23 protein-coding genes are annotated in these 22,874 nt (G+C 45.1%); 13 read left to right on the top strand and 10 right to left on the bottom strand.

All coding sequences use genetic code 11. The features are described 5' to 3' along the window. Nucleotides 1-31: 31 nt before the first annotated feature. The 3 genes from gerKA to gerKB are packed head-to-tail and all read left to right on the top strand — an operon-like array spanning nucleotide 32 to nucleotide 4,025. Nucleotides 32-1,666: a spore germination protein GerKA gene (gene gerKA, locus AC0OMU_RS13080; protein ID WP_474241230.1), complete on the top strand. Its 1,635-nt coding sequence runs from the start codon at nucleotides 32-34 to the stop codon at nucleotides 1,664-1,666. Continuing rightward, complete coding sequence (gene gerKC / locus AC0OMU_RS13085) at nucleotides 1,656-2,879, top strand: spore germination protein GerKC (protein WP_015482791.1); 1,224 nt, start codon at nucleotides 1,656-1,658, stop codon at nucleotides 2,877-2,879. The genes gerKA and gerKC overlap by 11 nt, the downstream gene beginning before the upstream one ends. 24 nt (nucleotides 2,880-2,903) lie before the next feature. After that, nucleotides 2,904-4,025, top strand: coding sequence for a spore germination protein GerKB (gene gerKB / locus AC0OMU_RS13090; protein ID WP_174616555.1), 1,122 nt, complete (start codon nucleotides 2,904-2,906; stop codon nucleotides 4,023-4,025). 104 nt (nucleotides 4,026-4,129) lie between these two features. On the opposite strand, the gene AC0OMU_RS13095 is transcribed toward gerKB, so the two are convergent. After that, entirely contained in the window at nucleotides 4,130-4,810 is a 681-nt protein-coding gene (locus AC0OMU_RS13095) for an ABC transporter ATP-binding protein (RefSeq protein WP_174616554.1), read from the bottom strand. Between the two features lie 15 nt (nucleotides 4,811-4,825). After that, nucleotides 4,826-6,292, bottom strand: a complete 1,467-nt coding sequence (locus tag AC0OMU_RS13100; protein WP_474241231.1) for an ABC transporter permease — start codon at nucleotides 6,290-6,292, stop codon at nucleotides 4,826-4,828. 212 nt (nucleotides 6,293-6,504) lie between these two features. On the opposite strand from AC0OMU_RS13100, the gene yclJ reads away from it, so the two are divergent. The 4 genes from yclJ (at nucleotide 6,505) to phrC (ending at nucleotide 10,014) form a co-directional block, all read left to right on the top strand. Further along, complete coding sequence (yclJ, locus tag AC0OMU_RS13105; RefSeq protein WP_063336130.1) at nucleotides 6,505-7,188, top strand: two-component system response regulator YclJ; 684 nt, start codon at nucleotides 6,505-6,507, stop codon at nucleotides 7,186-7,188. Beyond that, nucleotides 7,175-8,596 carry a two-component system sensor histidine kinase YclK gene (gene yclK / locus AC0OMU_RS13110; RefSeq protein WP_367148097.1) on the top strand — a complete coding sequence of 474 codons (1,422 nt, stop codon included), beginning with the start codon at nucleotides 7,175-7,177 and terminating at the stop codon, nucleotides 8,594-8,596. Before yclJ ends, yclK begins: the two co-directional genes overlap by 14 nt. Nucleotides 8,597-8,759: 163 nt before the next feature. After that, nucleotides 8,760-9,908, top strand: coding sequence for a response regulator aspartate phosphatase RapC (gene rapC, locus AC0OMU_RS13115; protein WP_014475800.1), 1,149 nt, complete (start codon nucleotides 8,760-8,762; stop codon nucleotides 9,906-9,908). Further along, nucleotides 9,892-10,014: a phosphatase RapC inhibitor PhrC gene (phrC, locus tag AC0OMU_RS13120; protein ID WP_003224994.1), complete on the top strand. Its 123-nt coding sequence runs from the start codon at nucleotides 9,892-9,894 to the stop codon at nucleotides 10,012-10,014. Before rapC ends, phrC begins: the two co-directional genes overlap by 17 nt. A gap of 99 nt (nucleotides 10,015-10,113) precedes the next feature. On the opposite strand, the gene AC0OMU_RS13125 is transcribed toward phrC, so the two are convergent. From AC0OMU_RS13125 to AC0OMU_RS13135, 3 genes are all read right to left on the bottom strand, one after another. After that, complete coding sequence (locus tag AC0OMU_RS13125; protein ID WP_015482794.1) at nucleotides 10,114-10,203, bottom strand: YjcZ family sporulation protein; 90 nt, start codon at nucleotides 10,201-10,203, stop codon at nucleotides 10,114-10,116. Between the two features lie 81 nt (nucleotides 10,204-10,284). Next, the gene (locus tag AC0OMU_RS13130) at nucleotides 10,285-10,398 is read right to left on the bottom strand and encodes a YjcZ family sporulation protein (protein WP_014478831.1); all 114 of its coding nucleotides are present in this window, start codon (nucleotides 10,396-10,398) and stop codon (nucleotides 10,285-10,287) included. A gap of 152 nt (nucleotides 10,399-10,550) precedes the next feature. Continuing rightward, entirely contained in the window at nucleotides 10,551-11,915 is a 1,365-nt protein-coding gene (locus tag AC0OMU_RS13135) for an aspartate kinase (RefSeq protein WP_063336058.1), read from the bottom strand. Between the two features lie 384 nt (nucleotides 11,916-12,299). Between AC0OMU_RS13135 and yclN the strand changes: the two genes are divergently transcribed. Genes yclN through yclQ form a run of 4 tightly spaced genes read left to right on the top strand, consistent with a single transcriptional unit; the run spans nucleotide 12,300 to nucleotide 15,917 of the window. Next, nucleotides 12,300-13,250: a petrobactin ABC transporter permease YclN gene (yclN, locus tag AC0OMU_RS13140; protein ID WP_015382768.1), complete on the top strand. Its 951-nt coding sequence runs from the start codon at nucleotides 12,300-12,302 to the stop codon at nucleotides 13,248-13,250. Further along, on the top strand, nucleotides 13,243-14,190 hold the full coding sequence (yclO, locus tag AC0OMU_RS13145) for a petrobactin ABC transporter permease YclO (protein WP_003246705.1): 948 nt from the start codon (nucleotides 13,243-13,245) through the stop codon (nucleotides 14,188-14,190). Before yclN ends, yclO begins: the two co-directional genes overlap by 8 nt. Next, on the top strand, nucleotides 14,184-14,942 hold the full coding sequence (gene yclP / locus AC0OMU_RS13150) for a petrobactin ABC transporter ATP-binding protein YclP (RefSeq protein ID WP_003234487.1): 759 nt from the start codon (nucleotides 14,184-14,186) through the stop codon (nucleotides 14,940-14,942). Before yclO ends, yclP begins: the two co-directional genes overlap by 7 nt. 21 nt (nucleotides 14,943-14,963) lie before the next feature. Further along, nucleotides 14,964-15,917, top strand: coding sequence for a petrobactin ABC transporter substrate-binding protein YclQ (yclQ, locus tag AC0OMU_RS13155; RefSeq protein WP_181218244.1), 954 nt, complete (start codon nucleotides 14,964-14,966; stop codon nucleotides 15,915-15,917). A gap of 45 nt (nucleotides 15,918-15,962) precedes the next feature. Here the strand turns inward: yclQ and AC0OMU_RS13160 are convergent, their stop codons facing one another. The 4 genes from AC0OMU_RS13160 to AC0OMU_RS13175 form a co-directional block, all read right to left on the bottom strand. Next, nucleotides 15,963-17,381, bottom strand: a complete 1,419-nt coding sequence (locus AC0OMU_RS13160) for an MDR family MFS transporter (RefSeq protein WP_024572614.1) — start codon at nucleotides 17,379-17,381, stop codon at nucleotides 15,963-15,965. A 19-nt stretch (nucleotides 17,382-17,400) separates the two neighbouring features. Further along, a complete protein-coding gene (locus AC0OMU_RS13165) occupies nucleotides 17,401-18,279 on the bottom strand; it encodes a TetR/AcrR family transcriptional regulator (RefSeq protein WP_038429980.1) in 879 nt (292 codons plus the stop codon). 163 nt (nucleotides 18,280-18,442) lie between these two features. Then, the gene (locus AC0OMU_RS13170; protein WP_309529868.1) at nucleotides 18,443-19,192 is read right to left on the bottom strand and encodes an NADPH-dependent oxidoreductase; all 750 of its coding nucleotides are present in this window, start codon (nucleotides 19,190-19,192) and stop codon (nucleotides 18,443-18,445) included. A 16-nt stretch (nucleotides 19,193-19,208) separates the two neighbouring features. Further along, nucleotides 19,209-19,496 carry a putative quinol monooxygenase gene (locus AC0OMU_RS13175; RefSeq protein WP_003234477.1) on the bottom strand — a complete coding sequence of 96 codons (288 nt, stop codon included), beginning with the start codon at nucleotides 19,494-19,496 and terminating at the stop codon, nucleotides 19,209-19,211. Nucleotides 19,497-19,635: 139 nt separating this feature from the next. On the opposite strand from AC0OMU_RS13175, the gene AC0OMU_RS13180 reads away from it, so the two are divergent. After that, nucleotides 19,636-19,950, top strand: coding sequence for an ArsR/SmtB family transcription factor (locus AC0OMU_RS13180; RefSeq protein ID WP_010330808.1), 315 nt, complete (start codon nucleotides 19,636-19,638; stop codon nucleotides 19,948-19,950). A gap of 1 nt (nucleotide 19,951) precedes the next feature. Here the strand turns inward: AC0OMU_RS13180 and gabR are convergent, their stop codons facing one another. Then, nucleotides 19,952-21,391, bottom strand: coding sequence for a MocR-like transcriptional regulator GabR (gene gabR, locus AC0OMU_RS13185; RefSeq protein ID WP_322840154.1), 1,440 nt, complete (start codon nucleotides 21,389-21,391; stop codon nucleotides 19,952-19,954). A gap of 105 nt (nucleotides 21,392-21,496) precedes the next feature. On the opposite strand from gabR, the gene gabT reads away from it, so the two are divergent. After that, on the top strand, nucleotides 21,497-22,807 hold the full coding sequence (gene gabT / locus AC0OMU_RS13190) for a 4-aminobutyrate--2-oxoglutarate transaminase (protein ID WP_474241232.1): 1,311 nt from the start codon (nucleotides 21,497-21,499) through the stop codon (nucleotides 22,805-22,807). Nucleotides 22,808-22,874: the final 67 nt, after the last annotated feature.

A 22,874-nucleotide genomic window follows, 5' to 3' on the forward strand; every position in this document is an offset into this window, starting at 1 on the left:
ATGAGAAAACGACAAGGAAAGGTATTTGTGTATGCCTTTATTTTTTAAGCAAAAGAACAATACCGATTCAAAAGACAAGCAGAATACAGACGAAAGGAATCAGGAACGGCAGCAAGAAAAAGAAAGGCCGGTTCTCATTTCTCCAAGTTTGGCAAAGAATATAGCGGAAACGAAAAAGGAAGTCGGAAGCAGCTCTGACGTCATCATTCGTGAGATTAAAATCGGGGAGCAGGATCATGTCCATTTGGCTGTTATTTATATTGCAGGCCTGGTCGATAATAACACAATCCATGAGTCGTTAATCGATCCTTTGGTACAGGATGAGTCTATCCAGAATTCCCATGCGATCCAGCAAATTCTTGAAAAAACGCTCCCCCTGGGCGGAGTGAAAGCGGAAAAGAGCTGGGACAAGCTTTTTTCCGAGTTAATGCTCGGCAATGCGCTCATTTTTGCCGATGGCTATGATGAAGCTTTGATTTGCAGCACTCAAGGGGGAGAGCAGCGCTCCATCCAAGAGCCGAGCACCCAGGTGTCATTCCGCGGCCCGCGCCAAGGGTTTACAGAGTCTCTGCAAACCAATATTTCCATGATCCGGCGATACATTAAAAATCCGAATTTATGGGTTGAAAAAATGAAAAAAGGTTCTGTTACGAATACGGATATCGCTCTCATGTACATTCAAGGAATATGTGATGAAAAGGTGCTGAAGGAAGTGAAACAGCGCCTAGAAAAAATAGATATTGACAGTATTTTGGAATCTGGATATATTGAGCAGCTGATTGAAGATGAAACCTTTACGACATTTCCGACCATGTATCATACAGAACGTCCTGATGTTGTAGCGGGAAATCTGTTAGAAGGAAGATTCGCGATAATTGTGGACGGAACACCGTTTGTGCTTATTGCTCCGGCCTTATTTGTTCAATTTTTTCAGTCTGTTGAGGATTATTATTCACGTTTTGACATTGCGACAAGCATACGGATTCTTCGTGTTTTAGTCTTTTTCATTTCGCTTGTGGCTCCGGCTGTATACGTGGCAGCCACGACGTTTCATCAAGAAATGATACCGACTCAGCTGTTAGTGGTCATTGCGGCCCAGCGGGAAATTGTTCCGTTTCCGGCTGTTGTGGAGGCGCTGACGATGGAGGTTGCTTTTGAGATTCTGAGGGAAGCGGGAGTCAGGCTGCCCCGGGTTGTCGGCTCGGCAGTATCAATCGTAGGCGCGCTCGTAATCGGCCAGGCTGCCGTACAGGCTGGCATCGTCTCTCCGGCAATGGTTATTGTCGTTGCACTCACCGCGATTGCGAGCTTCGCAACACCTGCGTTCGCGATGGCCATTTCAGCCCGGCTTATTCGGTTTATTTTTATTATTGCCTCAGCTGTTTTGGGTTTTTACGGGCTGATTTTAGGGATCATTATGATGTTTGTCCACTTATGCAGTCTTCGTTCATTCGGCGTTCCATATATGTCGCCGCTTGCACCTTTTTCTTCACAAGGCGTAAAGGACGCGCTTTTCCGTGTTCCGTGGTGGGCCGATGAAAAAAGGCCGGAATCGGTCAGTAAGGAAGATAAGGTGCGGCAGGGGCAAGATCAACGCCCAGAGCCGGCCGCTTCACGAGGAATGGTGAACAAAGATTTGGAAGAAGGGGATCAGAATGGTACGTAAATGTCTATTAGCCGTTCTCATGATTTTGAGCGTCATTGTGCTGCCCGGCTGCTGGGATAAGCGGGAACTGACAGATCTTGCGATTATCTCGGCAATTGGCATCGATAGGACAAACGAAGGCAACTACGTGCTGCATCTTCAAATTATCAATCCCGGAAATGTCGCCGGCGGGCTTCAGGGAGGCGGTGCTGGAGACAGGCCGCCTGTATCTGTCTATTCGATTGAAGGCGACAATTTGACGGAAGCACTCAGAAAAGCCTCCATGAAGGTATCGCGGCGGCTTTATTTTGCCCATACCAACCTGGTCGTAATCAGCGAAAAGCTGGCGAAAGAGGAAGGGCTGGATTTTGTATTAGACAATCTTGACCGGGACACGGAATTCAGGACAACGGCGACCTTCGTCGTTGCCCATAAAACAAAAGCAGAAAATATCGTGAAAATCCTGACTCCGATTGATAAAATTCCGTCAAACAAAGTCAATAAAACACTCGATTTCACGGAGGCGCAATACGGACGGGTGGTCAAAACCAATATTCAGGACGTTTTGAAAACACTTGCCAGCGACACAAGGGCACCGATTATTCCGGGTTATTTGATGATTGGCGATGATAAAAAAGGAGTCAGCATGGAAAACACGCAGGCGACTGACCCGAAAGCCATTCTTCAGGCAGACGGTTTGGCGGTTTTTGATAAGGCCGGGTATTTAAAGTATTGGATTGAAGATGATGAAAGCGTGGGGGCAGTCTGGCTTATGAATAAGGTCCAGCATACGTTTATTAATGCTGATTGGGGCAAGACGAAAGATGCGGTCAGCTTGCAGGTTACCCATCAAGATACAAAGCTGGTACCTGATATGCGGAACGGACGTCCGCACATCCATGTGAAAGTGACGGTTGAAGGAATTATAGATGCTGTCAAATACCCTTTCCAATTATCTAATCCGAAGGTGCTGGCCGCTATTGAAAAAGCGCTCAACAAAGAGCTTGAAATGGAAATTAGCCATACTGTGAAAAAAATCAAGAAGAATAAAATAGATTTTATCGGTTTTGGTGACACGATATATAGAAAGTATCCGGAGCAGTGGGAGAAAATGAAGGATACATGGGACAAAGAATATTTGCCCGAACTGCCTATCGATGTGAAGGCCGAGACGTATATCAGAAGAACGGGATTGCGAAACAATCCGATCAAACACCAGTTTAAAGATGATTAGGTCTGGAGAAAGGGGAAGTGACAGATGGAAAAAGCCAGAATAAGCATCAGGCAGCTGTTTGTCATGATTATCATTTTTGAGCTGGGCAGCTCCTTATTGATTACACCGGGATCAATGGCGGGCAGGGATGCTTGGATCGCAGTTCTGTTGGGGTGTGCAGCCGGTTTGTTTCTTTTCTATTTGTATCAAGGCATTTATCAATGTTACCCGAATTCTTCTCCGAAAGAATATATGGATGATATGCTGGGAACCAAGCTGAGCTGGCTGTTTTCATTTCTCTATATCTTGTACTTTGCCTATATTGCCGCAAGGGTCCTGCGTGACTTTGGAGAAATGCTGCTGACATTTGCTTATCATGATACACCTATCATTATTGTAAATGGTTTGTTAGTGGTAGTTAGCATATACGCCGTAAGAAAAGGAATCGAAGTGCTCGCCCGCGCGGCTGAGCTGCTTTTCGGAGCCATGTATTTACTGGGCGCAATCGGCCTCTTGCTGATTGTTGTCTCAGGTTCTATAGACCCGCATAACTTAAAACCGGTTTTGGCAGACGGCATTTCTCCTGTCCTTTACTCTGTTTTCACTCAGACCATGTACGTTCCGTTTGGCGAAGTCGTTTTATTTGTGATGATTTTCCCTAACCTGAATGACAGAAAAGATGTGAAAAAAGTGGGGATGATCGCCATGGCTATTAGCGGATTGGTTGTGGCGCTCACCGTGGCGATTAATATCAGCGTGCTTGATGTTGATCTTACACTCAGATCCCAGTTTCCGCTTTTAAGTACGATCCAGACAATCAAGGTCGAAGAATTTTTAGACCGGCTCGATGTCTTTTTTATGCTGGCGCTGATCATCGGCGGCTTCTTTAAGGTCAGCCTCTACTTATATGCCACTGTGGTTGGGACATCTACGCTCTTTAAGGAAAAGAACCCCTCTCAATTGGCTTATCCGATGGGATTGGGCATCTTAATCCTTTCTATAACGATTGCGACTAACTTTTCAGAGCACTTGAACGAAGGCTTGAAAGTGGTGCCGCTGTATATTCATTTGCCTTTTCAATTATTGTTTCCGCTCTTTCTGTTTATTGTGGCTGTTTGGAAAAAGAAACGAAGAGAGAAGTCAAAAGGGGCGGAAGCAAAAAAATGATAAAAAGAGCGGGGGGATGCAGCCACCGCTCTTTTTATGTTCACTTCTATATAAAAGGGGGATATAGGGTGCGCCCCTGTCTGCACTGGCAGAGGCGCGTTTTGTTATACGACTGCGACGTTTTCCTTCACAGTAAAGCTTCCTCTTGAAAGTCTGATATTGATGTCTGACACTTTTGCAATTTGTTCATCGTGCGTCACCATAATGACGCATTTATTTACCTTGTGCGCCAGATCTTGAAAGAGGCGTACGATCTCTTTTGATGTGTCCTCATCAAGGTTTCCGGTCGGTTCATCGGCTACGATAAGATCCGTGTCACAGCAGAAAGCCCTTGTAATTGATACCCGCTGCTGCTGTCCGCCGCTCAGTGTGAGCACTTTTTGCCGGGCTTGTTTTTCGTTGATGCCAACCTTCTGCAGCATGTCAAGCGCATATGATTCTTTGTTCTTTTCTTTAGAACCTGTGATTTCCATAGCGGTTGTGACGTTCTGCAAAGCCGTCATATACGGGAGCAGGTTGTACGCCTGAAAGACGATTGATACATATTGATTTCTGAAATTGGTTAAGCCGATTTTGGAAACAGCTTTTCCGTCGTAAAGGATGTTTCCTTCTTTTGGTGCGTCAAGTCCGCCTGCCAGAGATAGGAAAGTCGTTTTCCCCGTCCCTGATGTGCCGACGATTGTGTAGAATTTGCCTTTTTGAAAGCTGATGTTAATATCCTGAAACAATGGCTGGCTTTTGTCTTTATACCAGTAGCCGACTTGTTGAAATTCTAATAAGCTCATAGGTTCCGCCTCTTTCTATTCCTGTTTTGTCAATATCGTTTTCGGATGAAGCCGCAGGACTGAAATTGACGGCAGCAATATTGCAATGATTGCGATAAGGATGCCGATCCCGCCAAGAATAAGCATGTCGTTCATAGAAACCGCGACGTTCAGTGAATCGATAACGTCCACGTTTGATGAACTGTGGCCGAACATTCCGCCGCCCATGCCGCCACCGCCGCCGGGCATTTGTCCGCTTGCGGTTTGCGTTGAATCGGTTGATGAACTGATCTGCTGGGATAAAAGCTGATTACCAAGCTGATTCGCGACGAGATTTCCCGTCACAGATGCAAGGCCGATAGCGAAAACGGCCACAATCAGAATCTCAGTCAAGAACTGTCCAATCAATTTCCATCGTTTTTCACCGATGGCCATTAACACGCCCATTTCGTATTTGCGCTCCCTGATTGACATCATGACAATCAGGCCAAGGATGACGGCGCCTGCCACTGATACAAGATACACCACGTTTTTAGAGAAAGAAGCTACATTTTCAATCGGTCCGACCATTTGCTGGTAAAGCTGATCGTTTGTATTCAGTGTGTACGTATCGAAGTCAATTGATGTTTTCTTCGCTGCTTTTACGAAAGCATCCATATTTTTCGCGTCGTCCATATAGTAAACGGCTGAGTCAATCGTATTTTTATAGTCGTCGCCTTTCAGCGCCGCTGTTGCTGTGTAAGGCGTATAAAGCTTGTTATAAGGATTTAAGAAAGAGAAATTTTGGGCTTGGTCATCACCTGAAGATGTTGTTTTATAAATACCGACGATCTTCAGCTTTACTGTTGTATCCTCATCCGTTGCTGATTCAATTGTGATCGAATCGCCAACGCTTAAATCATTTTCTTCCGCTAATGTTTCATTGATCACTGTTACTTTTTTGCCGACATCTGATTTTGTAATCGCGCGTCCGTCAGTGATTTTTGAATCTCCGTCAGAGAAATCATCGACTAACGTTGTGCTGATGACACCTTCAATAGAAAGATCGGCTTGAACGATTTGTGGTCCGCCTTGTCCGCCGCCTTGGCTGTTTTTAGCGGTTGAGCTCGAACTGCTTGAGCTGGAATCACTTGAACTAGAGCTTGAGCTTTCAATCGCATCAAAGTTTCCCGCGTTGGCTGAAGCTGATGTGGTGTAATTGTAGCTCTTCACATGATCAAGCGCTGCAAGCTTATTCGCATCAGACACTTTGATCGGTGTGGATTCGAAGCTGCGCTTTTCACCGCTGTCCTGCTGTTTTTCCATTTGCTTTTGGCGGTCAACCTGAAGTGTCACGCTTCCGCCAAGTTCCTGTCTGGCCAGTTCGCTTGATTTTTGTGCTGCCGACTGGATGGTGAGGCCTGATAGCACAAAGACACATATGACTGTAAACACAAATAATTGCAATAACGTTTTTCCCTTTTTAGCCTTCATATTCCAAAAGGCTCGTTTGATAAAGTTCATTTATGTTCCTCCGCATTGGTATTTTTATTGATAAGACCGCCTCTGGGGCGCGTCCCCTTGCTGATAAATTAATAGTAGTCCAAAGGTATGAAAAAAATATGAACAATCTATTTCTAGTTGATGAAATAAAAACTAACAATTGTGAAACGCAAAACCTTCTGTTTAAAATGGTGCTATTATATAAAAAAGCATCAAAACAACCGGAGGATATAATGAAAATATTAATGATAGAAGATAATGTTAGTGTATGTACGATGACGGAGATGTTCTTTTTTAAAGAAGGTTTTGAAGCGGAATTCGTTCATGACGGGTTAGAAGGGTACCAGCGTTTTACGGAAGAAAATTGGGATCTGATCATTTTGGATATCATGCTTCCATCTATGGACGGCGTGACCATCTGCAGAAAAATAAGAGAGACAAGCACGGTGCCGATTATCATGCTGACTGCCAAAGACACTGAATCAGATCAGGTCATCGGCTTTGAGATGGGGGCGGACGATTATGTCACAAAGCCGTTCAGCCCGCTGACATTGGTTGCCCGCATCAAAGCCGTCATCAGAAGATACAAGGCGACAGGCAAAGCGGTTAATGATGAAGATATGATCGAAACGGGATGCTTTACCATTAATAAGAAGACGAGAGAAGTATTATTAAACGGAGAGCCTGTAGAAAATCTCACGCCGAAGGAATTCGATCTGCTTTATTACCTTGTCCAAAATCCGCGGCAGGTGTTCTCCAGAGAACAGCTGCTTGAGCAGGTATGGGGCTATCAATTTTATGGAGATGAGCGAACGGTTGACGTTCATATCAAACGGCTAAGGAAAAAGCTTGCCAGCGAGGACAAGCCTTTCCTGTATACTGTGTGGGGAGTAGGGTATAAATTTGATGAAGATTAAATATTTATATCAGCTGCTGCTAAGCCACATCAGCATTTTGATTTTAGCATTTGTCATTATCATTTCTCTGTTTTCCCACTTTGTGAAGGAATTTGCCTATCAGAACAAAGTAGAGGAATTGACGTCATATGCGGTGCAGATTGCAAATGAATTCCAAGCTGGCCAGGTGGACATGCGCAGGCTCTATCCTTATCAGGACATTTTGAGCACAAGAAAGACGCAGTTTATCATCTTTAATGAAGAGCAACAGCCTTATTTTCTTCCTGAAGGCTTTCATCACCCACCAAGGGAACAGCTGAAGAAATCAGAATGGAATAAGCTAAAAAAAGGGCAGACTGTCATGATCAGGGCAGATGGCCGTTTTGATGATGAAGTGTCACTTGTGGCGCAGCCTATATTTGTTCAGAACGAATTTAAAGGCGCCGTTCTGCTGATTTCTCCGATCAGCGGCGTTGAACAGATGGTCAATCAGGTCAATCTCTATATGTTTTACGCTGTGATCAGCACGCTTGTGATTACGATTCTCGTGAGCTGGCTTCTGTCCAAATTCCATGTCAAGCGGATTCAAAAACTGAGAGAAGCGACAGATAAAGTGGCTTCCGGCGATTATGACATCCATTTGGAAAACAGCTACGGGGACGAAATCGGCGTACTGGCGTCTGACTTTAATATCATGGCGAAAAAACTAAAGCAGTCAAGGGATGAAATCGATCGCCTTGAGAAGCGGAGAAGGCAGTTTATCGCTGACGTGTCACATGAATTAAAAACACCGCTGACGACGATCAACGGTTTGGTTGAAGGGCTGAACAGCCATACGATTCCTGAGGATAAGAAGGATAAATGCTTCTCGCTGATCAGTGAGGAAACGAAGCGCATGCTGCGGCTCGTAAAAGAAAATCTGGATTATGAAAAAATCAGATCCCAGCAAATTACCTTGAACAAGCTAGACGTTCCTCTGATCGAGGTGTTTGAAATCGTGAAAGAGCACTTGCAGCAGCAGGCGGAAGAAAAACAAAACAAGCTGATGATCCAAGTAGAGGATCACGTCATCGTACATGCCGATTATGACCGGTTCATTCAAATTCTCGTCAACATTACGAAAAACAGCATCCAATTTACGCAAAACGGTGACATTTGGCTGCGCGGAATGGAAGGTTATAAAGAGACGATTATTGAAATTGAAGACACGGGTATCGGCATTCCAAAAGAGGATATTGAGCATATATGGGAGCGATTCTATAAAGCAGATATTTCAAGAACGAACACGGCATACGGTGAATACGGACTCGGTCTCTCGATCGTCAAGCAGCTCATTGAAATGCACCAGGGCACAGTAGAAATCAAGAGTGAAGAAGGGAAAGGCACAAAGTTTATCATCCGCCTTCCTTTAACGGCAAAACAGCAATAGCATACAGGGCGGCGGCATCATCTGATGGAGCCGCCTTTTTTATACACCGCTTCGGTTTATTGCGTGCTCCCGAAAACAAAGATTGCGTGTTTTTCGGGTTGGGACGGTCTATAAACATGATAAAATATGACATAAACAGTTTTTGATGGGAGAGGGTGAAGGAATGAAGAGCGGGGTAATTCCTTCTTCAGCGGTCGGTCAAAAAATTAACGAGTGGTACAGATATATCCGGACATTCAGCGTGCCGGATGCCGAAGTGTTAAAAGCTGAAATCCAGCAGGAACTGAAACACATGCAGCATGATTCCAACTTGCTGCTTTATTATTCACTAATGGAATTCCGGCACCAGCTTATGCTGGATTATCTTGAGCCGTTAGAGAAATTAAATATCGAAGACCAGCCAAGCCTGTCTGAATTATCAAGAAACATTGACAGCAACCAGGCAGATCTCAAAGGGCTGCTCGACTATTACGTGAATTTTTTTCGCGGGATGTATGAGTTTGATAAGCGGGAATTTATTTCTGCCATTACATACTATAAACAGGCGGAGAAAAAGCTCTCCTTTGTCGCAGACCATATTGAACGGGCTGAATTCTATTTTAAAATCGCGGAAGCTTATTATTATATGAAGCAAACGTATTTTTCATTGATTAATATAAAAAACGCTTATGAAATTTACGTGGAGCAGGAAACCTATAATGTGAGAATCATTCAATGCCATTTCGTGTTCGGGGTCAACCTGATGGATGAAAGAAATTTCGAACAAGCTGCACGCCATTTCAAATTGGCGCTCAATATGGCCCAAGCGGAACAAAAAGCCCAGCTGGTCGGAAGAGCATACTACAATCTCGGATTATGCTATTACAATCAAGACCTTCTAGACCCTGCCATTGATTACTTTGAAAAAGCGGTCTCCACGTTTGAAAGCAGCAGGATCGTCAATTCTCTCCCGCAAGCCTATTTTTTAATCACCCTGATTTATTATAAACAGGGAAAACATGATAAAGCTTCGGAATATCACAAGCGGGGCTATGAATATGCTAAAGAAACAGACGATGCAGACTATGCCGTAAAATTCGAGTTTTTGCAATCCCTATATCAGGATCAGCCCAATGAAGAAGGAATCGAACGATGTTTCCAATACTTAAAAAATAAAAATATGTACGCTGATATAGAGGATTTAGCCCTAGAAGTAGCAAAATACTACTATGAACAGAAATGGTTTAAACTGTCTGCTTCCTACTTTCTACAAGTTGAAGAGGCAAGAAAACAAATACAAAGGAGTGAAGGTTTGTATGAAATTGAAATCTAAGTTGTTTGTTATTTGTTTGGCCGCAGCCGCGATTTTTACAGCGGCTGGCGTTTCTGCTAATGCGGAAGCACTCGACTTTCATGTGACAGAAAGAGGAATGACGTAAGAACAAGCCCCTTCTCATTAGCGAGAAGGGGTTTTTCTTTTCAAAAAAACACCGCAAGACATAGTCTTGCGGTGCCGCCTTCATGGAGATTACGTTTATTTAGTAGCCTCCTACAAATGCAGTTCCCACAATGATCAAGAGGATAAATAACACAACAATCAAAGCGAAAGAAGTTCCGTAACCTGACATTTTGTGCACCTCCTTGCGAGATTGCTTCAGCAAATGCTGCAAAACTGTGGCGGACAGGGTCCCGCAGAGACGGTCAGCAGCTTAGTAGCCGCCAACAAACGCAGTCCCTACGATAATTAAAAGAATAAACAATACAACGATTAAAGCGAAAGAACTGATGCCGCCGTAACCGCCGCCGTTAGAGTATCCTGACATAAGGTTTCACCTCCCTATGAAGGATACTATAAGATATGCTGAACCGATCCATTTGGCAGGGATAATAGTGGACAAGAGAAAAAATGAACAATCAGGCTATATGAAGGTGATATAAAAAATAGCGGGCGCTACCGCCCGCTATTTATGTACGATTAAGAGATCAGCACGCCCGCGAAAAATTCCTGGTATAACGCTTGAACGGCTTTTCTTTCTTCGGCTTCTTTTACGCCAAACATCATGCTTACTTCAGAAGATCCCTGATTGATCATTTCGATATTCACCTGTGCCTCTGATAATGCTTTGGCGGCTCTTGCCGTTGTACCGACATTGTGGCGCATCGCTTCCCCTACAACCATAATCAGGGCGAGATGATGCTCGACGATGACTTCATCGGCATGCAAATCCTCTTCGATCCGTTTGATGACGCTGCGCTCAGTGACGGCATCCATTTGCCCCTGCCGTAAAATGATCGTCATGTCATCGATTCCCGATGGAACATGCTCATACGTCAAACCATGCTCCTCCAGGATTTGAAGGGCTCTGCGGCCAAAACCGATTTCTCTGTTCATGAGATACTTGCTGATATAAATGCTGCAAAAACCAGTGTCGCTGGCAATGCCGACGACAGGCCCGTTTGTGTTATCCCGCTTGCTGACGACGCGGGTGCCTTCGGCTGAGGGGTTGTTCGTATTTTTGATCTGAACAGGAATCCCCGCTCTGAATGCCGGAATGAGCGCTTCATCATGAAACACTGAAAAACCCGCGTAGGACAGCTCCCGCATCTCTCTGTATGTCAGCTCGCTGATTTCCTTTGGATTCTGAACGAAGGACGGATTGACAGAATACACAGCGTCTACGTCTGTAAAGTTTTCGTACAAATCGGCTTGAAGTCCGTTGGCAAGAATCGAACCGGTAATATCAGAACCGCTCCGTGAGAATGTGATCACATCGCCATCCTTGCTGAATCCGAAAAAACCGGGAAAAATGATGAGTCCGTCACGTTCCCGAAGACGATAGAGGTTTTGATAGGATTCAGGAAGAACTTGCGCGTTGCCGGGTTCATTTGTCACAAAGAGGCCGGCATCCTTCGGGTTTACATATTCCGCTTTGACGCCTTTATAGCGGAAATAAGCGGCAATCAGCTTGGCATTGTTATCCTCCCCGCTGGCCTTGACTGTGTCAAGGTATTGCTCGGGATTGCTTTTATCTCCTTCTAAAAGCGTAAACAGATCATCTCTGATTTTTTCGATAATGCTTTGCCCCAGCTGAAGCTCATTGGCGATGAGAGCGTACCGTTCCACAACAGCTTCCGCCAGTTCAGGTGCGCTGCCTGTTGCCAAATATTGTTCTGCACATGCGATTAAGAGATCAGTCACTTTCGTATCCTCGGCATAGCGTTTCCCCGGAGCTGAAACGACTACAGCTTTCCGTGCCGGGTCTGAGGTAACGATGTGAAACACCTTGTCAAGCTGGGCACCTGAAGCAAGTGAGCTGCCTCCGAATTTAACGACCTTCATGTTTACATCTCCTAATGTTTAAAATTTTCACACAAATTTAGTATTTATTATCTCTCTTTCAGTCCTGTAAATCAAGGGTTAATTTCTTTCTGGAGAGAACATTTGTATTTTCCACGAGGAATAATGTCAAGTTTGCTGACCGTATACCTGCGTTATAAAGATAAATATGGTAAACAGCCTAACGTTTTGGGATGGAAAATGGTTAGAATGATTAGTAAAATGGATAAATGACTAGGTTAATATTTTTAAAGAATATTGACTAACCCTAAAAAAATGGTAACATGTAAATGATAATGATAATCAATTACTATATGGCCATATTGTTTTGAGTCCTTGCGGAGTAGGAGATACGTTCTTTTTGCTGTAAGGATGTAAGGAGGCAGCATGAAGCTACGTTACTTATTTATTCTACTTATCATATTAGCAGTCACATCTGTATTTATCGGTGTAGAAGATCTGTCGCCGCTTGATCTCTTCGATTTAAGCAAACAAGAGGCGTCAACGCTGTTTGCAAGCCGTTTGCCGCGATTGATCAGCATTGTCATCGCGGGATTAAGCATGAGCATCTGCGGTTTGATTATGCAACAGATCAGCAGAAATAAATTCGTGTCACCGACGACGGCGGGCACGATGGATTGGGCGAGGCTCGGCATTTTAATTTCCTTGCTGCTGTTTACATCCGCCAGTCCTTTAATCAAAATGCTGATTGCGTTTGTCTTTGCCCTTGCAGGAAATTTTCTGTTTATGAAAATCCTTGAAAGAATCAAGTTTAACGACACCATCTTTATTCCGCTTGTCGGTTTAATGCTCGGGAATATCGTCAGTTCAATCGCGACATTTATCGCATATAAATATGACTTGATCCAGAATGTGTCATCATGGCTGCAGGGAGACTTCTCTTTAGTCGTGAAAGGAAGATACGAGCTTCTTTATCTGAGTATTCCGCTCGTCATCATTGCCTATGTGTATGCGGATAAATTCACATTGGCCGGTATGGGTGAAAGCTTTTCTGTCAACCTAGGCCTCAAGTACAAACGGGTTGTGAACATCGGGCTCATTATCGTGTCCCTGATCACGTCCCTTGTCATTTTGACTGTCGGTATGCTGCCGTTTCTCGGTTTAATCATCCCGAATATTGTATCGATTTACAGAGGAGACAATCTGAAGAGCAGCCTGCCGCATACTGCGCTGTTGGGAGCGGTGTTTGTGCTGTTTTGCGATATACTGGGCAGAATCATTATCTTCCCTTATGAAATCTCGATTGGCCTGATGGTCGGAATCATCGGCAGCGGCATTTTCCTGTTTATGCTGTTAAGGAGAAAAGCCTATGCGTAACCAGATGAAAATAGCTTTGCTCGTTGGTTTAGCCATTGTATGTATCGGCTTGTTTTTGTTTTATGACTTAGGCAATTGGGATTACACCCTGCCGAGACGAATCAAAAAGGTCGCAGCCATTGTGCTGACGGGGGGAGCGATTGCGTTTTCGACCATGATCTTTCAAACGATTACGAACAACCGCATCCTGACGCCGAGCATTTTGGGCCTTGATTCTCTCTACATGCTGATTCAGACTGGCATTATCTTTTTGTTCGGTTCTGCGAATATGGTCATCATGAATAAAAACATCAACTTTATCATATCTGTTCTGCTGATGATCCTGTTTTCTCTTGTTTTGTATCAGATCATGTTCAAGGGTGAGGGGAGAAATATCTTTTTCCTTCTGCTTATCGGAATCGTGTTTGGCACGCTGTTCAGCAGCCTGTCTTCCTTTATGCAGATGCTGATTGATCCGAACGAGTTCCAAGTTGTGCAGGACAAGATGTTTGCCAGCTTTAACAATATCAATACGGATTTGTTATGGCTCGCGTTCATCATCTTCCTGCTGACAGGCGTTTATGTCTGGCGTTTTACAAAATTTTTCGATGTGCTGTCGCTCGGACGCGAGCACGCCGTGAATTTGGGCATTGACTACGACAAAGTGGTGAAGCAGATGCTGATCGTGGTTGCGATTTTGGTTTCTGTTTCAACAGCGCTAGTCGGGCCGATTATGTTTTTAGGCCTTCTGGTCGTCAACCTGGCGAGAGAATTCCTGAAAACATATAAGCATTCATACTTAATCGCAGGCTCCGTTTTCATCAGCATCATTGCGCTGGTCGGAGGGCAGTTTGTCGTTGAGAAAGTGTTTACCTTCTCAACGACGCTGAGCGTCATTATTAATTTTGCCGGCGGGATTTATTTTATCTACTTGCTGTTAAAGGAGAATAAATCATGGTAGAGGTCAGAAATGTAAGCAAACAATATGGCGGGAAAGTTGTCCTTGAAGAGACGTCAGTCACGATTCAAAAGGGCAAAATCACCTCGTTTATCGGTCCTAACGGCGCCGGCAAAAGTACGCTGCTGTCTATCATGAGCCGCCTGATCAAAAAAGATTCCGGCGAGATTTACATAGACGGACAAGAGATTGGAGCATGTGACAGCAAAGAGCTTGCCAAGAAAATGAGCATTTTGAAGCAGGCGAACCAAATCAATATCAGGCTCACGATCAAAGACCTCGTTAGTTTTGGCAGGTTTCCGTACTCACAGGGCCGGCTGACAGAGGAAGACTGGGTTCATATCAACCAGGCGCTTAGCTATATGAAGCTGGAAGACATTCAAGACAAATACTTGGATCAGCTGAGCGGCGGACAGTGCCAAAGGGCATTTATCGCTATGGTCATTGCCCAGGACACAGATTATATCTTTCTGGATGAGCCGCTGAACAATCTGGATATGAAACACTCAGTTGAAATTATGAAACTGCTGAAACGGCTGGTAGAGGAGCTTGGAAAAACGATCGTGATCGTCATTCACGATATCAATTTTGCTTCAGTCTATTCTGACTATATCGTCGCTTTGAAAAACGGCCGAATCGTAAAAGAAGGACCGCCTGAAGAAATGATAGAAACATCAGTGCTTGAGGAAATCTACGATATGACCATCCCGATTCAGACGATTGATAATCAAAGAATAGGTGTCTATTTTTCTTAATATATAGAAGAGGTGAAGAGCATGAAAAAGTTCGCATTACTATTCATCGCTTTGGTGACGGCAGTTGTGATTTCTGCATGCGGAAACCAAAGCACAAGCAGCAAAGGTTCTGATTCTAAGGAAGAACAAATCACGGTGAAACACCAGCTGGACAAAAACGGAACAAAAGTACCGAAGAGCCCTAAAAAAGTTGTCGTATTTGACTTTGGAAGCTTAGATACACTAGATAAACTTGGTCTTGATGATAAAGTAGCGGGACTGCCGAAACAAGCCCTTCCTAAATATCTGTCCAAATTCAAGGATGACAAATATGCTGACGTCGGAAGCTTAAAAGAGCCAGACTTCGAGAAAGTGGCAGATTTAGACCCTGACTTGATCATTATCTCAGGAAGACAATCTGAGTCTTACAAAGAATTCTCTAAAATTGCGCCGACAATTTACCTTGGCGTAGACACAGCGAAGTATATGGAATCATTTAAGTCTGACGCAGAAACAATCGGTAAGATTTTCGATAAAGAAGATGAAGTGAAGGATGAACTCGCAAAAATCGATCATTCAATCGCAGATGTAAAGAGAACGGCTGAAAAGCTTAACAAAAACGGTCTCGTCATCATGGCGAACGATGGGAAGATCAGCGCATTCGGTCCTAAATCAAGATACGGCCTGATCCATGACGTGTTCGGCGTGACACCGGCTGATAAAAACATCAAAGCGTCTACTCACGGACAAAGTGTTTCTTACGAGTACATTTCAAAAACAAACCCGGATTACCTGTTTGTCATTGACCGCGGTACAGCGATCGGTGAAACATCATCTACTAAACAAGTCGTTGAAAATGATTATGTGAAAAATGTAAACGCAGTGAAAAATGATCATGTCGTCTACCTTGATTCTGCTACTTGGTACTTATCAGGAGGCGGTCTTGAGTCTATGGCGCAAATGATCAAAGAAGTGAAAGACGGTTTAGAAAAGTAAAACCAAAAAGAGCCTCCGCTAAAAAGCGGGGCTCTTTTTAGTTGATCAGCGTGCCGGCTGCTGTTCGGCAGGGCGCTGAGGTTTCTTTAATGTGAATGAGAGAAGGAAGCCGACAAGTGCAATGACGGCAGCCACAATAAAAGCGGCGTTCATGCCGTGCAGGGCGGCGTGCTTCACATTTGTCGTGCCTGCATGTGCCGCCTGGTTGCTCATCACGGAAACCAATAGTGCGGTTCCGATCGAGCCGCCGACTTGGCGAATCGTGTTGTTCATCGCAGTTCCGTGCGGAATCAAGTGGCGCGGCAGCGCGTTGATTCCGGCTGTTGTCACCGGCATCATGATCATGGCGGTGCCTAAGAGACGAACGGTGTATAAAACGACAATCCAAGCGAGTGACGTATGGTCAGTCAGCTGCATAAACGGCAGAGATGTCAGGAAGATGATGCAGAAACCGGCAATCGCCAGCCCTCTTCCGCCAACACGGTCAAAAATTCTGCCGATAATCGGCGACATAAAGCCCATCACAACGGCTCCCGGAAGGAGCATAAGCCCTGTATCAAAAGCTGTGACGTCTCTGACATTTTGTGTATAAAGCGGTAGGATGGTTTCCGTACCGATCAATAATGCAAAGACGAGGGTTCCCAGCAGTGTTGTTAAACTGAAAACACCAAACGTGAAGACGCGGAATTCCAGCATCGGTTTTTCAAGCTTCATTTGTCTTGTGATAAACAAGAGCAGCGCGATGACACCCACCAGCAGTGAAATCAAGACGGTTGAACTGGACCAGCCGTAAGAGCCGACGCTTGAGAAGCCGTATAGAAGGCCGCCGAACCCAAATGTTGAAAGGATGACTGATAAAATATCAATCTGTGTTTTTCTTAAAGTCGTCACGTTTTTCATCAGGATGCTGGCAAGAATCAAATCAATCACAGCAAACGGAAGAATAATATAAAACAATGATCTCCAAGAGAAAGCTTCGACAGCCCATCCGGAAAGAGTCGGTCCGATCGCAGGCGCGAATGAGATGACCAATCCGACCATACCCATAGCCTGGCCGCGCTTTTCAATCGGAAAGATTGTCAGGAATACAGTCTGCATGAGCGGCATCATAATGCCGGCTCCAGCCGCTTGAATGATACGCGCTGTCAGCAGAACCGGGAAGTTCGGCGCGAATGCTCCGACGACTGTTCCGGCAGTGAAAATGCTCATTGCTGTGATGAGCAGCGCTCGGCTTGTGAATTTCTCAATTAAAAACGCGGTAATCGGAATTAAAATCCCGTTGGTTAACATAAATGATGTGGTCAGCCATTGTGCTTGGTTGGCATCGACATTGAAATCCCTCATGATATGGGGAAGTGCGGTAATCAACAATGTCTGGTTCAAAATCGCCACAAACGCTCCGGCTAACAAAATGCCGACAATGACAGAACGGTTAAAAGGTTTTTGTTCAATACTTGTGTCCAATACATATCCCTTCTTTTCTCTAAGTAATTAACAGTGTTTTTAACATGGAAACGGGCTGTGTTAAAACACCGGTTTGTTCCAGATAGCCAATCAGTGATTTGAGTAAAAAAGCGCGGGGTTCTTCCTTCTTCGCTTCTTCCTCCAGCATGGCGGCTGCGGATGTCAGTTCATCTACGTCATAGTCCGCGGCGGGCAGGGAAGAGATGCCTTTATGTAATTCCTTCAGGCTTTCCGATAATAGGACTGATTTATCCTTTGGCTTGTAGGAGGATGCTGAATGAATATAAAGCTCGATGGCTTCGGGCGGAAGAAGAGACTGGCGGGTTTCCCTGTTTTTGATAATCTGATTGAGGGTGCTGATGATAAACTCTGCGATCGGGTCAAGCTCAAGCGGTTTTTCCTCGATTTTGATCAGCATTAAAAACTCACGCATCATGCCGTGAAGAATGATGACCAAATCCCACACAAACGGGAGAATGGTTTCTCCATACGCCTGGATCAGCGAATCGCGGTGCCAGCAGATAATCGTCGATCTGGTCTGATGGATATGCTGTTTGACCCGGTCATTATGCAGCTTGGGGTTTCCGTAGGTCAGCATATTGAAAAACTGCTGATTCCGCCTGAAGCCCTCCAGTTCCATTTTGACCTTTTGCGTCAAACGCTCCTCCGGTGTAAGTGCGGTATTTTCCTGAAGTCTTGAGGCTGCGGCCACCATTTGCTTCTGGTTAAATGACAGCAGCTCCAAAAGCAGATCTTCTTTAGATTGGAACAGCTTATATATCGAAGCTTTTGACATCTTACATTCTTCTGCGATCGCCTGCATGGAAACCGACGTAAAATCCTTTTCCGAAAAAAGCTTTCGCGCGGCTAACAAGATATCTGTTTTTTTATCAAGCATCTCATGGCTTCCTTCTTTCTTGAACATTAGAAAACCCATTGGTTCACAGAAAACCAATGAGTAACTATGAAAAAATTTTACCAAATAAACAAAATAGAAGTCAATGGATTTTAACCGGGTAAATGAAAGGCCTGCCGGAAAATCCGACAGGCCGAATAAGAGCTTATTTTTCAACTTTAAATCCTTGTTTTTCAAGCATTTCACGGATGTGCGGATAGTACAGGCGCTCATAGTAGGAAGCGATGCTCTGTGACCAATTTCTTGTTTCTTTTCCGTTTGTCCGTTTATTCATGTATTCAGACATCTGTTCGTCGTATGCCTGAATGTGAGACGTCAGCTCATCCTGATTCAAATAAGTTTCCTGATGATTGACAGCTTCCTGCGGCAAGCGCGGTTTTTTCGCTGAACGGTCGGCAGGATGCCCAATGACAAGGCCGGATAAAGGGAACACGTATTTTGGAAGCTCAAGCAGTTCGATCAGCTCTTGAGGGTTTCCGCGAACCGCACCGATCGGAACTGTGCCAAGTCCGAGTGACTCAGCCGCTGCTGTTGCTGTGCCGAGGGCAATACCAGCGTCTACTGCGCCGACAAGAACAGATTCCAATCCATTTGTGATTTCCATTTTGAAATCATGCAGATCTTCAAGCGCAATTTTGGCCCGATTGAAATCTGCGCAGAACAGCAGGAAAACAGGAGCTTGATCGATCCATGGCTGGCCGCCTGCCAGCTCGGAGATTTTCTTTTTGCGCACTTTATCCTGGACTGTGATCACAGTCACTTGCTGTCCGTTGATAGAAGAAGGGGCTGATTGCACCGCTTCAATGATTTGGTCCAATTGCTCCTGAGCTACAGGCTCATCTGTGTAGCTGCGAATCGAGCGGTGGTCTGTTAAAGATTTAATCACTTCATTCATATGAGACACCCTTCCTTTACTCGCTAAGCTCTGTGCGGACAACATCAAGAGGAGCGCTCAGCAGTTCTTTTCCTTTTGCGACAAATCCTTGGAAATGCGCAGTTTCGTTATGGAATTTCATTGCCGCTTCATCTTTCCATTTTTCAAGCATGACAAATGTATTTTCTTCGCCTACTTTTTCAAATAGGTCGTATTGCGCGTTGCCTTCCTCAGCTCTTGAATGCTGAACAAGTGATTGAGCCTCGCTCAAAAATTCCTCGCGTTTTTCTGGTTTTACTTTGATGTAAGCTTGTAATACGATCATGTAAATCTCCTCCGTTGTTATGTGAATTTATTGTTCGAATTTCATCGAACTAAATGTAACATGTATTCTAAATGAGGTAAAGGAAAAACCCTTAAATAGTAAAATTGTCATTCTAATTGTTGTGTGATACATTTGTGTCATGAACATTCCAAACCATCCAGAAACAGAAACATTGCAGCTGACAAAGGTTCTTCATGCACTTAGTGATCCGCTTCGTTTAGAGCTCGTCAAGCAATTAGCTGAAGCAAAAGAAAAAACGTGCGGCACCTGTGCAGATGTGCAGGTTGCCAAATCGACTTTGTCGCATCATTTTAAAGTTTTGAGAGAATCAGGTATCGCTCAAGTTCGGATAGAAGGAAAGCGCCGGTATTATTCGCTTCGCGCTGAAGACCTTGAAAAGGCATTTCCGGGCCTGCTTGAAGCCGTGCTGAATGTAGACCAGGACCGCTGGTGAATCAATCCCCTGTAACGGGGATTTTTTTATGTCCGTAAACCGCTTTGAAAAGCCGCTGCACACCCTCCTGAATATCTTCTTCCTTCAGCCGTGCAAAGCCGATAATGAGAGCGGGCCTGCCCGTTTGCCGCTTGTTTTTCTTCAAGTTAAATCGGCTCATTCCGAATATTTCAAGCTGCAGCCCGGCAGCATGTGACAGGATGTCTTGTTCGGTGCGCCTGGTATCAAATTCGGTAACAAAATGCAGCCCCGCATTTGCCCCTTTTACGGTAACCTCTCCGCTGAACTCTGCTTCTAAAGCGGTGATCAGGCGTTCTCTCTTTTCTTTATAATGCTGCTTCATTTTTTTTATATGCTTCTGATATTCACCAGACTCGATAAATTCCTGCAAGGTGAGCTGTGTAAGTGATGAGCAAGTCTGCAGATCATAGCCCCGCTGTTTGTATGTCCTCAACAGCTCAGGCGGCAACACCATATAGCTGATCCGCAAGCCGGGGAGAAGGGATTTTGAAAAGGTTCCCATATAGATGACATTTTGAAAACGGTCGAGGCTTTGCAGCGCCGGAATACTGTCTACATCATATGTGAATTCACTATCATAATCGTCCTCAATGATATATCGGCGCGGCTCCTCGGCTGCCCAGTTCAGCAGCTGAATTCTTCTGGATACAGGCATAATCGTTCCGGCCGGAAACTGATGCGACGGGGTGGTCACCAGCACATCAGGCTGCTGTCTGGTGATTTCAGCAATCGACATGCCTTTTTCATCCAGCATGATCGTCTTTACTTGTTTTCCGGCATTCTTCAAAAGCTGATACATGCGCCTGTAGCCAGGCTCCTCCATCGCATACACGGCTTCCTTGGGTAAAAGCTCAGTCAACAGCTGCATGAGCACCTGTGTGCCTGCCCCTATGATCATTTGTTCCGGCCTGCATTTTACACCCCTCGTCAGGGAAATGAGCCTGGTAATGGCCGCTCTCACTTCATATATCCCTTGCGGATGTGACATATCGCCGAGCGTGCGGTATGAACGGGAGGCCGCTTTTTGCTCGCAGCGGAACCAGCTTTTGATCGGAAAATGGTCTGTATCGGAACTCATGTGTGAAAACGATATCCAATCGCTCTGATCGATGTGAATCTCTTTTAGGTCATCCGGCAGTGCAAATGGAGGGTGCTCCTCGGCGGAAAACATGTCTAGCTCCTCCACGAAGAAACCCTTTCGTTCAATGGCGTACAAATACCCTTCAGCCAGCAGCTGCTGATAGGCTGAATTCACTGAATTTACGCTGACCTTGAGATTTTCAGCCAGCTCCCGCTTGGAGGGAACCTTCGAGTGCGGCAGCAGATTGCGGCTGAGGATTTCTTTTTTCAGCTTTTGATAAATTTGCTGATAGATATAATCGGCTTGTTCTGAACGATCGAGTGTAATCGTGATATCCATTTGTAGTTTCTCCTTCTGATACCATCAAAAAGTTATAATTGGTACTTTTCATCATACCAAAGAGAAGTCAGAATGATAAGAAAATACCGACAGGGGGATATTCATATGAGTCAAACAACAGCAAGCATCACAACTGCACAATGGCAGCAAAAACGGGATCAATTTGTGTCAAAAGGTGTGAGCAACGGCAACCGCAGTCTGGCGGTCAAAGGAGAAGGGGCCGAGCTGTACGATCTGGACGGCCGGAGATTTATTGATTTTGCAGGCGCCATCGGCACGTTAAATGTCGGACACTCGCATCCGAAGGTGGTTGAGGCTGTGAAGCGGCAGGCAGAGGAGCTGATTCATCCTGGCTTCAATGTCATGATGTACCCGTCTTATATCGAGTTAGCCGAAAAACTATGCGGCATTGCACCGGGCAGCCATGAGAAAAAAGCGATTTTGCTTAACTCAGGGGCAGAAGCGGTCGAAAACGCTGTGAAAATTGCCAGAAAGTATACAAAGCGCCAAGGCGTTGTCTCGTTTACGCGCGGGTTTCATGGACGCACGAATATGACGATGAGCATGACAAGTAAGGTAAAACCTTATAAATTCGGTTTCGGACCTTTTGCGCCAGAGGTTTATCAAGCGCCGTTCCCTTATTATTATCAGAAGCCGGCCGGCATGAGTGATGAAAGCTATGACGATATGGTCATTCAAGCATTCAATGATTTCTTTATCGCTTCAGTGGCGCCTGAAACGGTGGCGTGTGTCGTGATGGAGCCAGTGCAGGGAGAAGGCGGGTTTATTATTCCTTCGAAACGGTTCGTGCAGCACGTCGCTTCATTCTGCAAAGAACACGGCATTGTTTTTGTTGCTGATGAAATCCAAACCGGCTTTGCCAGAACTGGCACTTATTTCGCAATTGAGCACTTTGATGTAGTGCCCGATCTGATCACGGTTTCTAAATCGCTTGCGGCAGGCCTGCCATTAAGCGGTGTGATCGGGCGTGCGGAAATGCTTGATGCGGCAGCGCCAGGGGAGCTGGGCGGCACGTATGCCGGCAGCCCGCTCGGCTGCGCGGCGGCTTTGGCAGTCTTGGATATTATCGAAGAAGAAGGACTGAATGAGCGATCTGAAGAAATTGGCAAAATCATTGAAGACAAGGCGTATGAGTGGAAACAAGAATTCCCGTTCATCGGTGACACCCGCAGACTCGGGGCGATGGCCGCAATCGAAATCGTCAAGGATTCAGACACGCGTGAGCCTGATAAAGCAAAAGCAGCAGCGATCGCGGCCTATGCGAATCAAAACGGATTACTTTTGCTGACAGCGGGAATTAACGGTAATATCATCCGCTTTTTGACACCGCTCGTCATCTCAGACAGCCTTTTAAATGAAGGGCTCAGCATCTTGGAGGCGGGCCTGCGAGCTTAATCATTGGAAAGAAAACGGCTGGGTCTGCTATCATTTTAAGTAATCATGAAAAGAAAGGAATGTTCAA

It is taken from the genome of Bacillus sp. FAU18 (assembly GCF_056033885.1).

Bases quoted from the DNA above. Each gene is read 5' to 3' on its own strand.
- AC0OMU_RS13130 (WP_014478831.1), bottom strand. From the start codon at position 10,398: ATGTCAGGATACTCTAACGGCGGCGGTTACGGCGGCATCAGTTCTTTC.
- yclQ (WP_181218244.1), top strand. From the start codon at position 14,964: ATGAAAAAGTTCGCATTACTATTCATCGCTTTGGTGACGGCAGTTGTG.
- AC0OMU_RS13175 (WP_003234477.1), bottom strand. From the start codon at position 19,496: ATGATCGTATTACAAGCTTACATCAAAGTAAAACCAGAAAAACGCGAG.
- gerKA (WP_474241230.1), top strand. From the start codon at position 32: ATGCCTTTATTTTTTAAGCAAAAGAACAATACCGATTCAAAAGACAAG.
- phrC (WP_003224994.1), top strand. From the start codon at position 9,892: ATGAAATTGAAATCTAAGTTGTTTGTTATTTGTTTGGCCGCAGCCGCG.
- AC0OMU_RS13135 (WP_063336058.1), bottom strand. From the start codon at position 11,915: ATGAAGGTCGTTAAATTCGGAGGCAGCTCACTTGCTTCAGGTGCCCAG.
- yclO (WP_003246705.1), top strand. From the start codon at position 13,243: ATGCGTAACCAGATGAAAATAGCTTTGCTCGTTGGTTTAGCCATTGTA.
- gerKC (WP_015482791.1), top strand. From the start codon at position 1,656: ATGGTACGTAAATGTCTATTAGCCGTTCTCATGATTTTGAGCGTCATT.
- AC0OMU_RS13125 (WP_015482794.1), bottom strand. From the start codon at position 10,203: ATGTCAGGTTACGGAACTTCTTTCGCTTTGATTGTTGTGTTATTTATC.
- yclP (WP_003234487.1), top strand. From the start codon at position 14,184: ATGGTAGAGGTCAGAAATGTAAGCAAACAATATGGCGGGAAAGTTGTC.
- rapC (WP_014475800.1), top strand. From the start codon at position 8,760: ATGAAGAGCGGGGTAATTCCTTCTTCAGCGGTCGGTCAAAAAATTAAC.
- yclJ (WP_063336130.1), top strand. From the start codon at position 6,505: ATGAAAATATTAATGATAGAAGATAATGTTAGTGTATGTACGATGACG.
- gabT (WP_474241232.1), top strand. From the start codon at position 21,497: ATGAGTCAAACAACAGCAAGCATCACAACTGCACAATGGCAGCAAAAA.
- yclN (WP_015382768.1), top strand. From the start codon at position 12,300: ATGAAGCTACGTTACTTATTTATTCTACTTATCATATTAGCAGTCACA.
- AC0OMU_RS13095 (WP_174616554.1), bottom strand. From the start codon at position 4,810: ATGAGCTTATTAGAATTTCAACAAGTCGGCTACTGGTATAAAGACAAA.
- AC0OMU_RS13100 (WP_474241231.1), bottom strand. From the start codon at position 6,292: ATGAACTTTATCAAACGAGCCTTTTGGAATATGAAGGCTAAAAAGGGA.
- AC0OMU_RS13170 (WP_309529868.1), bottom strand. From the start codon at position 19,192: ATGAATGAAGTGATTAAATCTTTAACAGACCACCGCTCGATTCGCAGC.
- AC0OMU_RS13165 (WP_038429980.1), bottom strand. From the start codon at position 18,279: ATGCTTGATAAAAAAACAGATATCTTGTTAGCCGCGCGAAAGCTTTTT.
- AC0OMU_RS13180 (WP_010330808.1), top strand. From the start codon at position 19,636: ATGAACATTCCAAACCATCCAGAAACAGAAACATTGCAGCTGACAAAG.
- gabR (WP_322840154.1), bottom strand. From the start codon at position 21,391: ATGGATATCACGATTACACTCGATCGTTCAGAACAAGCCGATTATATC.
- gerKB (WP_174616555.1), top strand. From the start codon at position 2,904: ATGGAAAAAGCCAGAATAAGCATCAGGCAGCTGTTTGTCATGATTATC.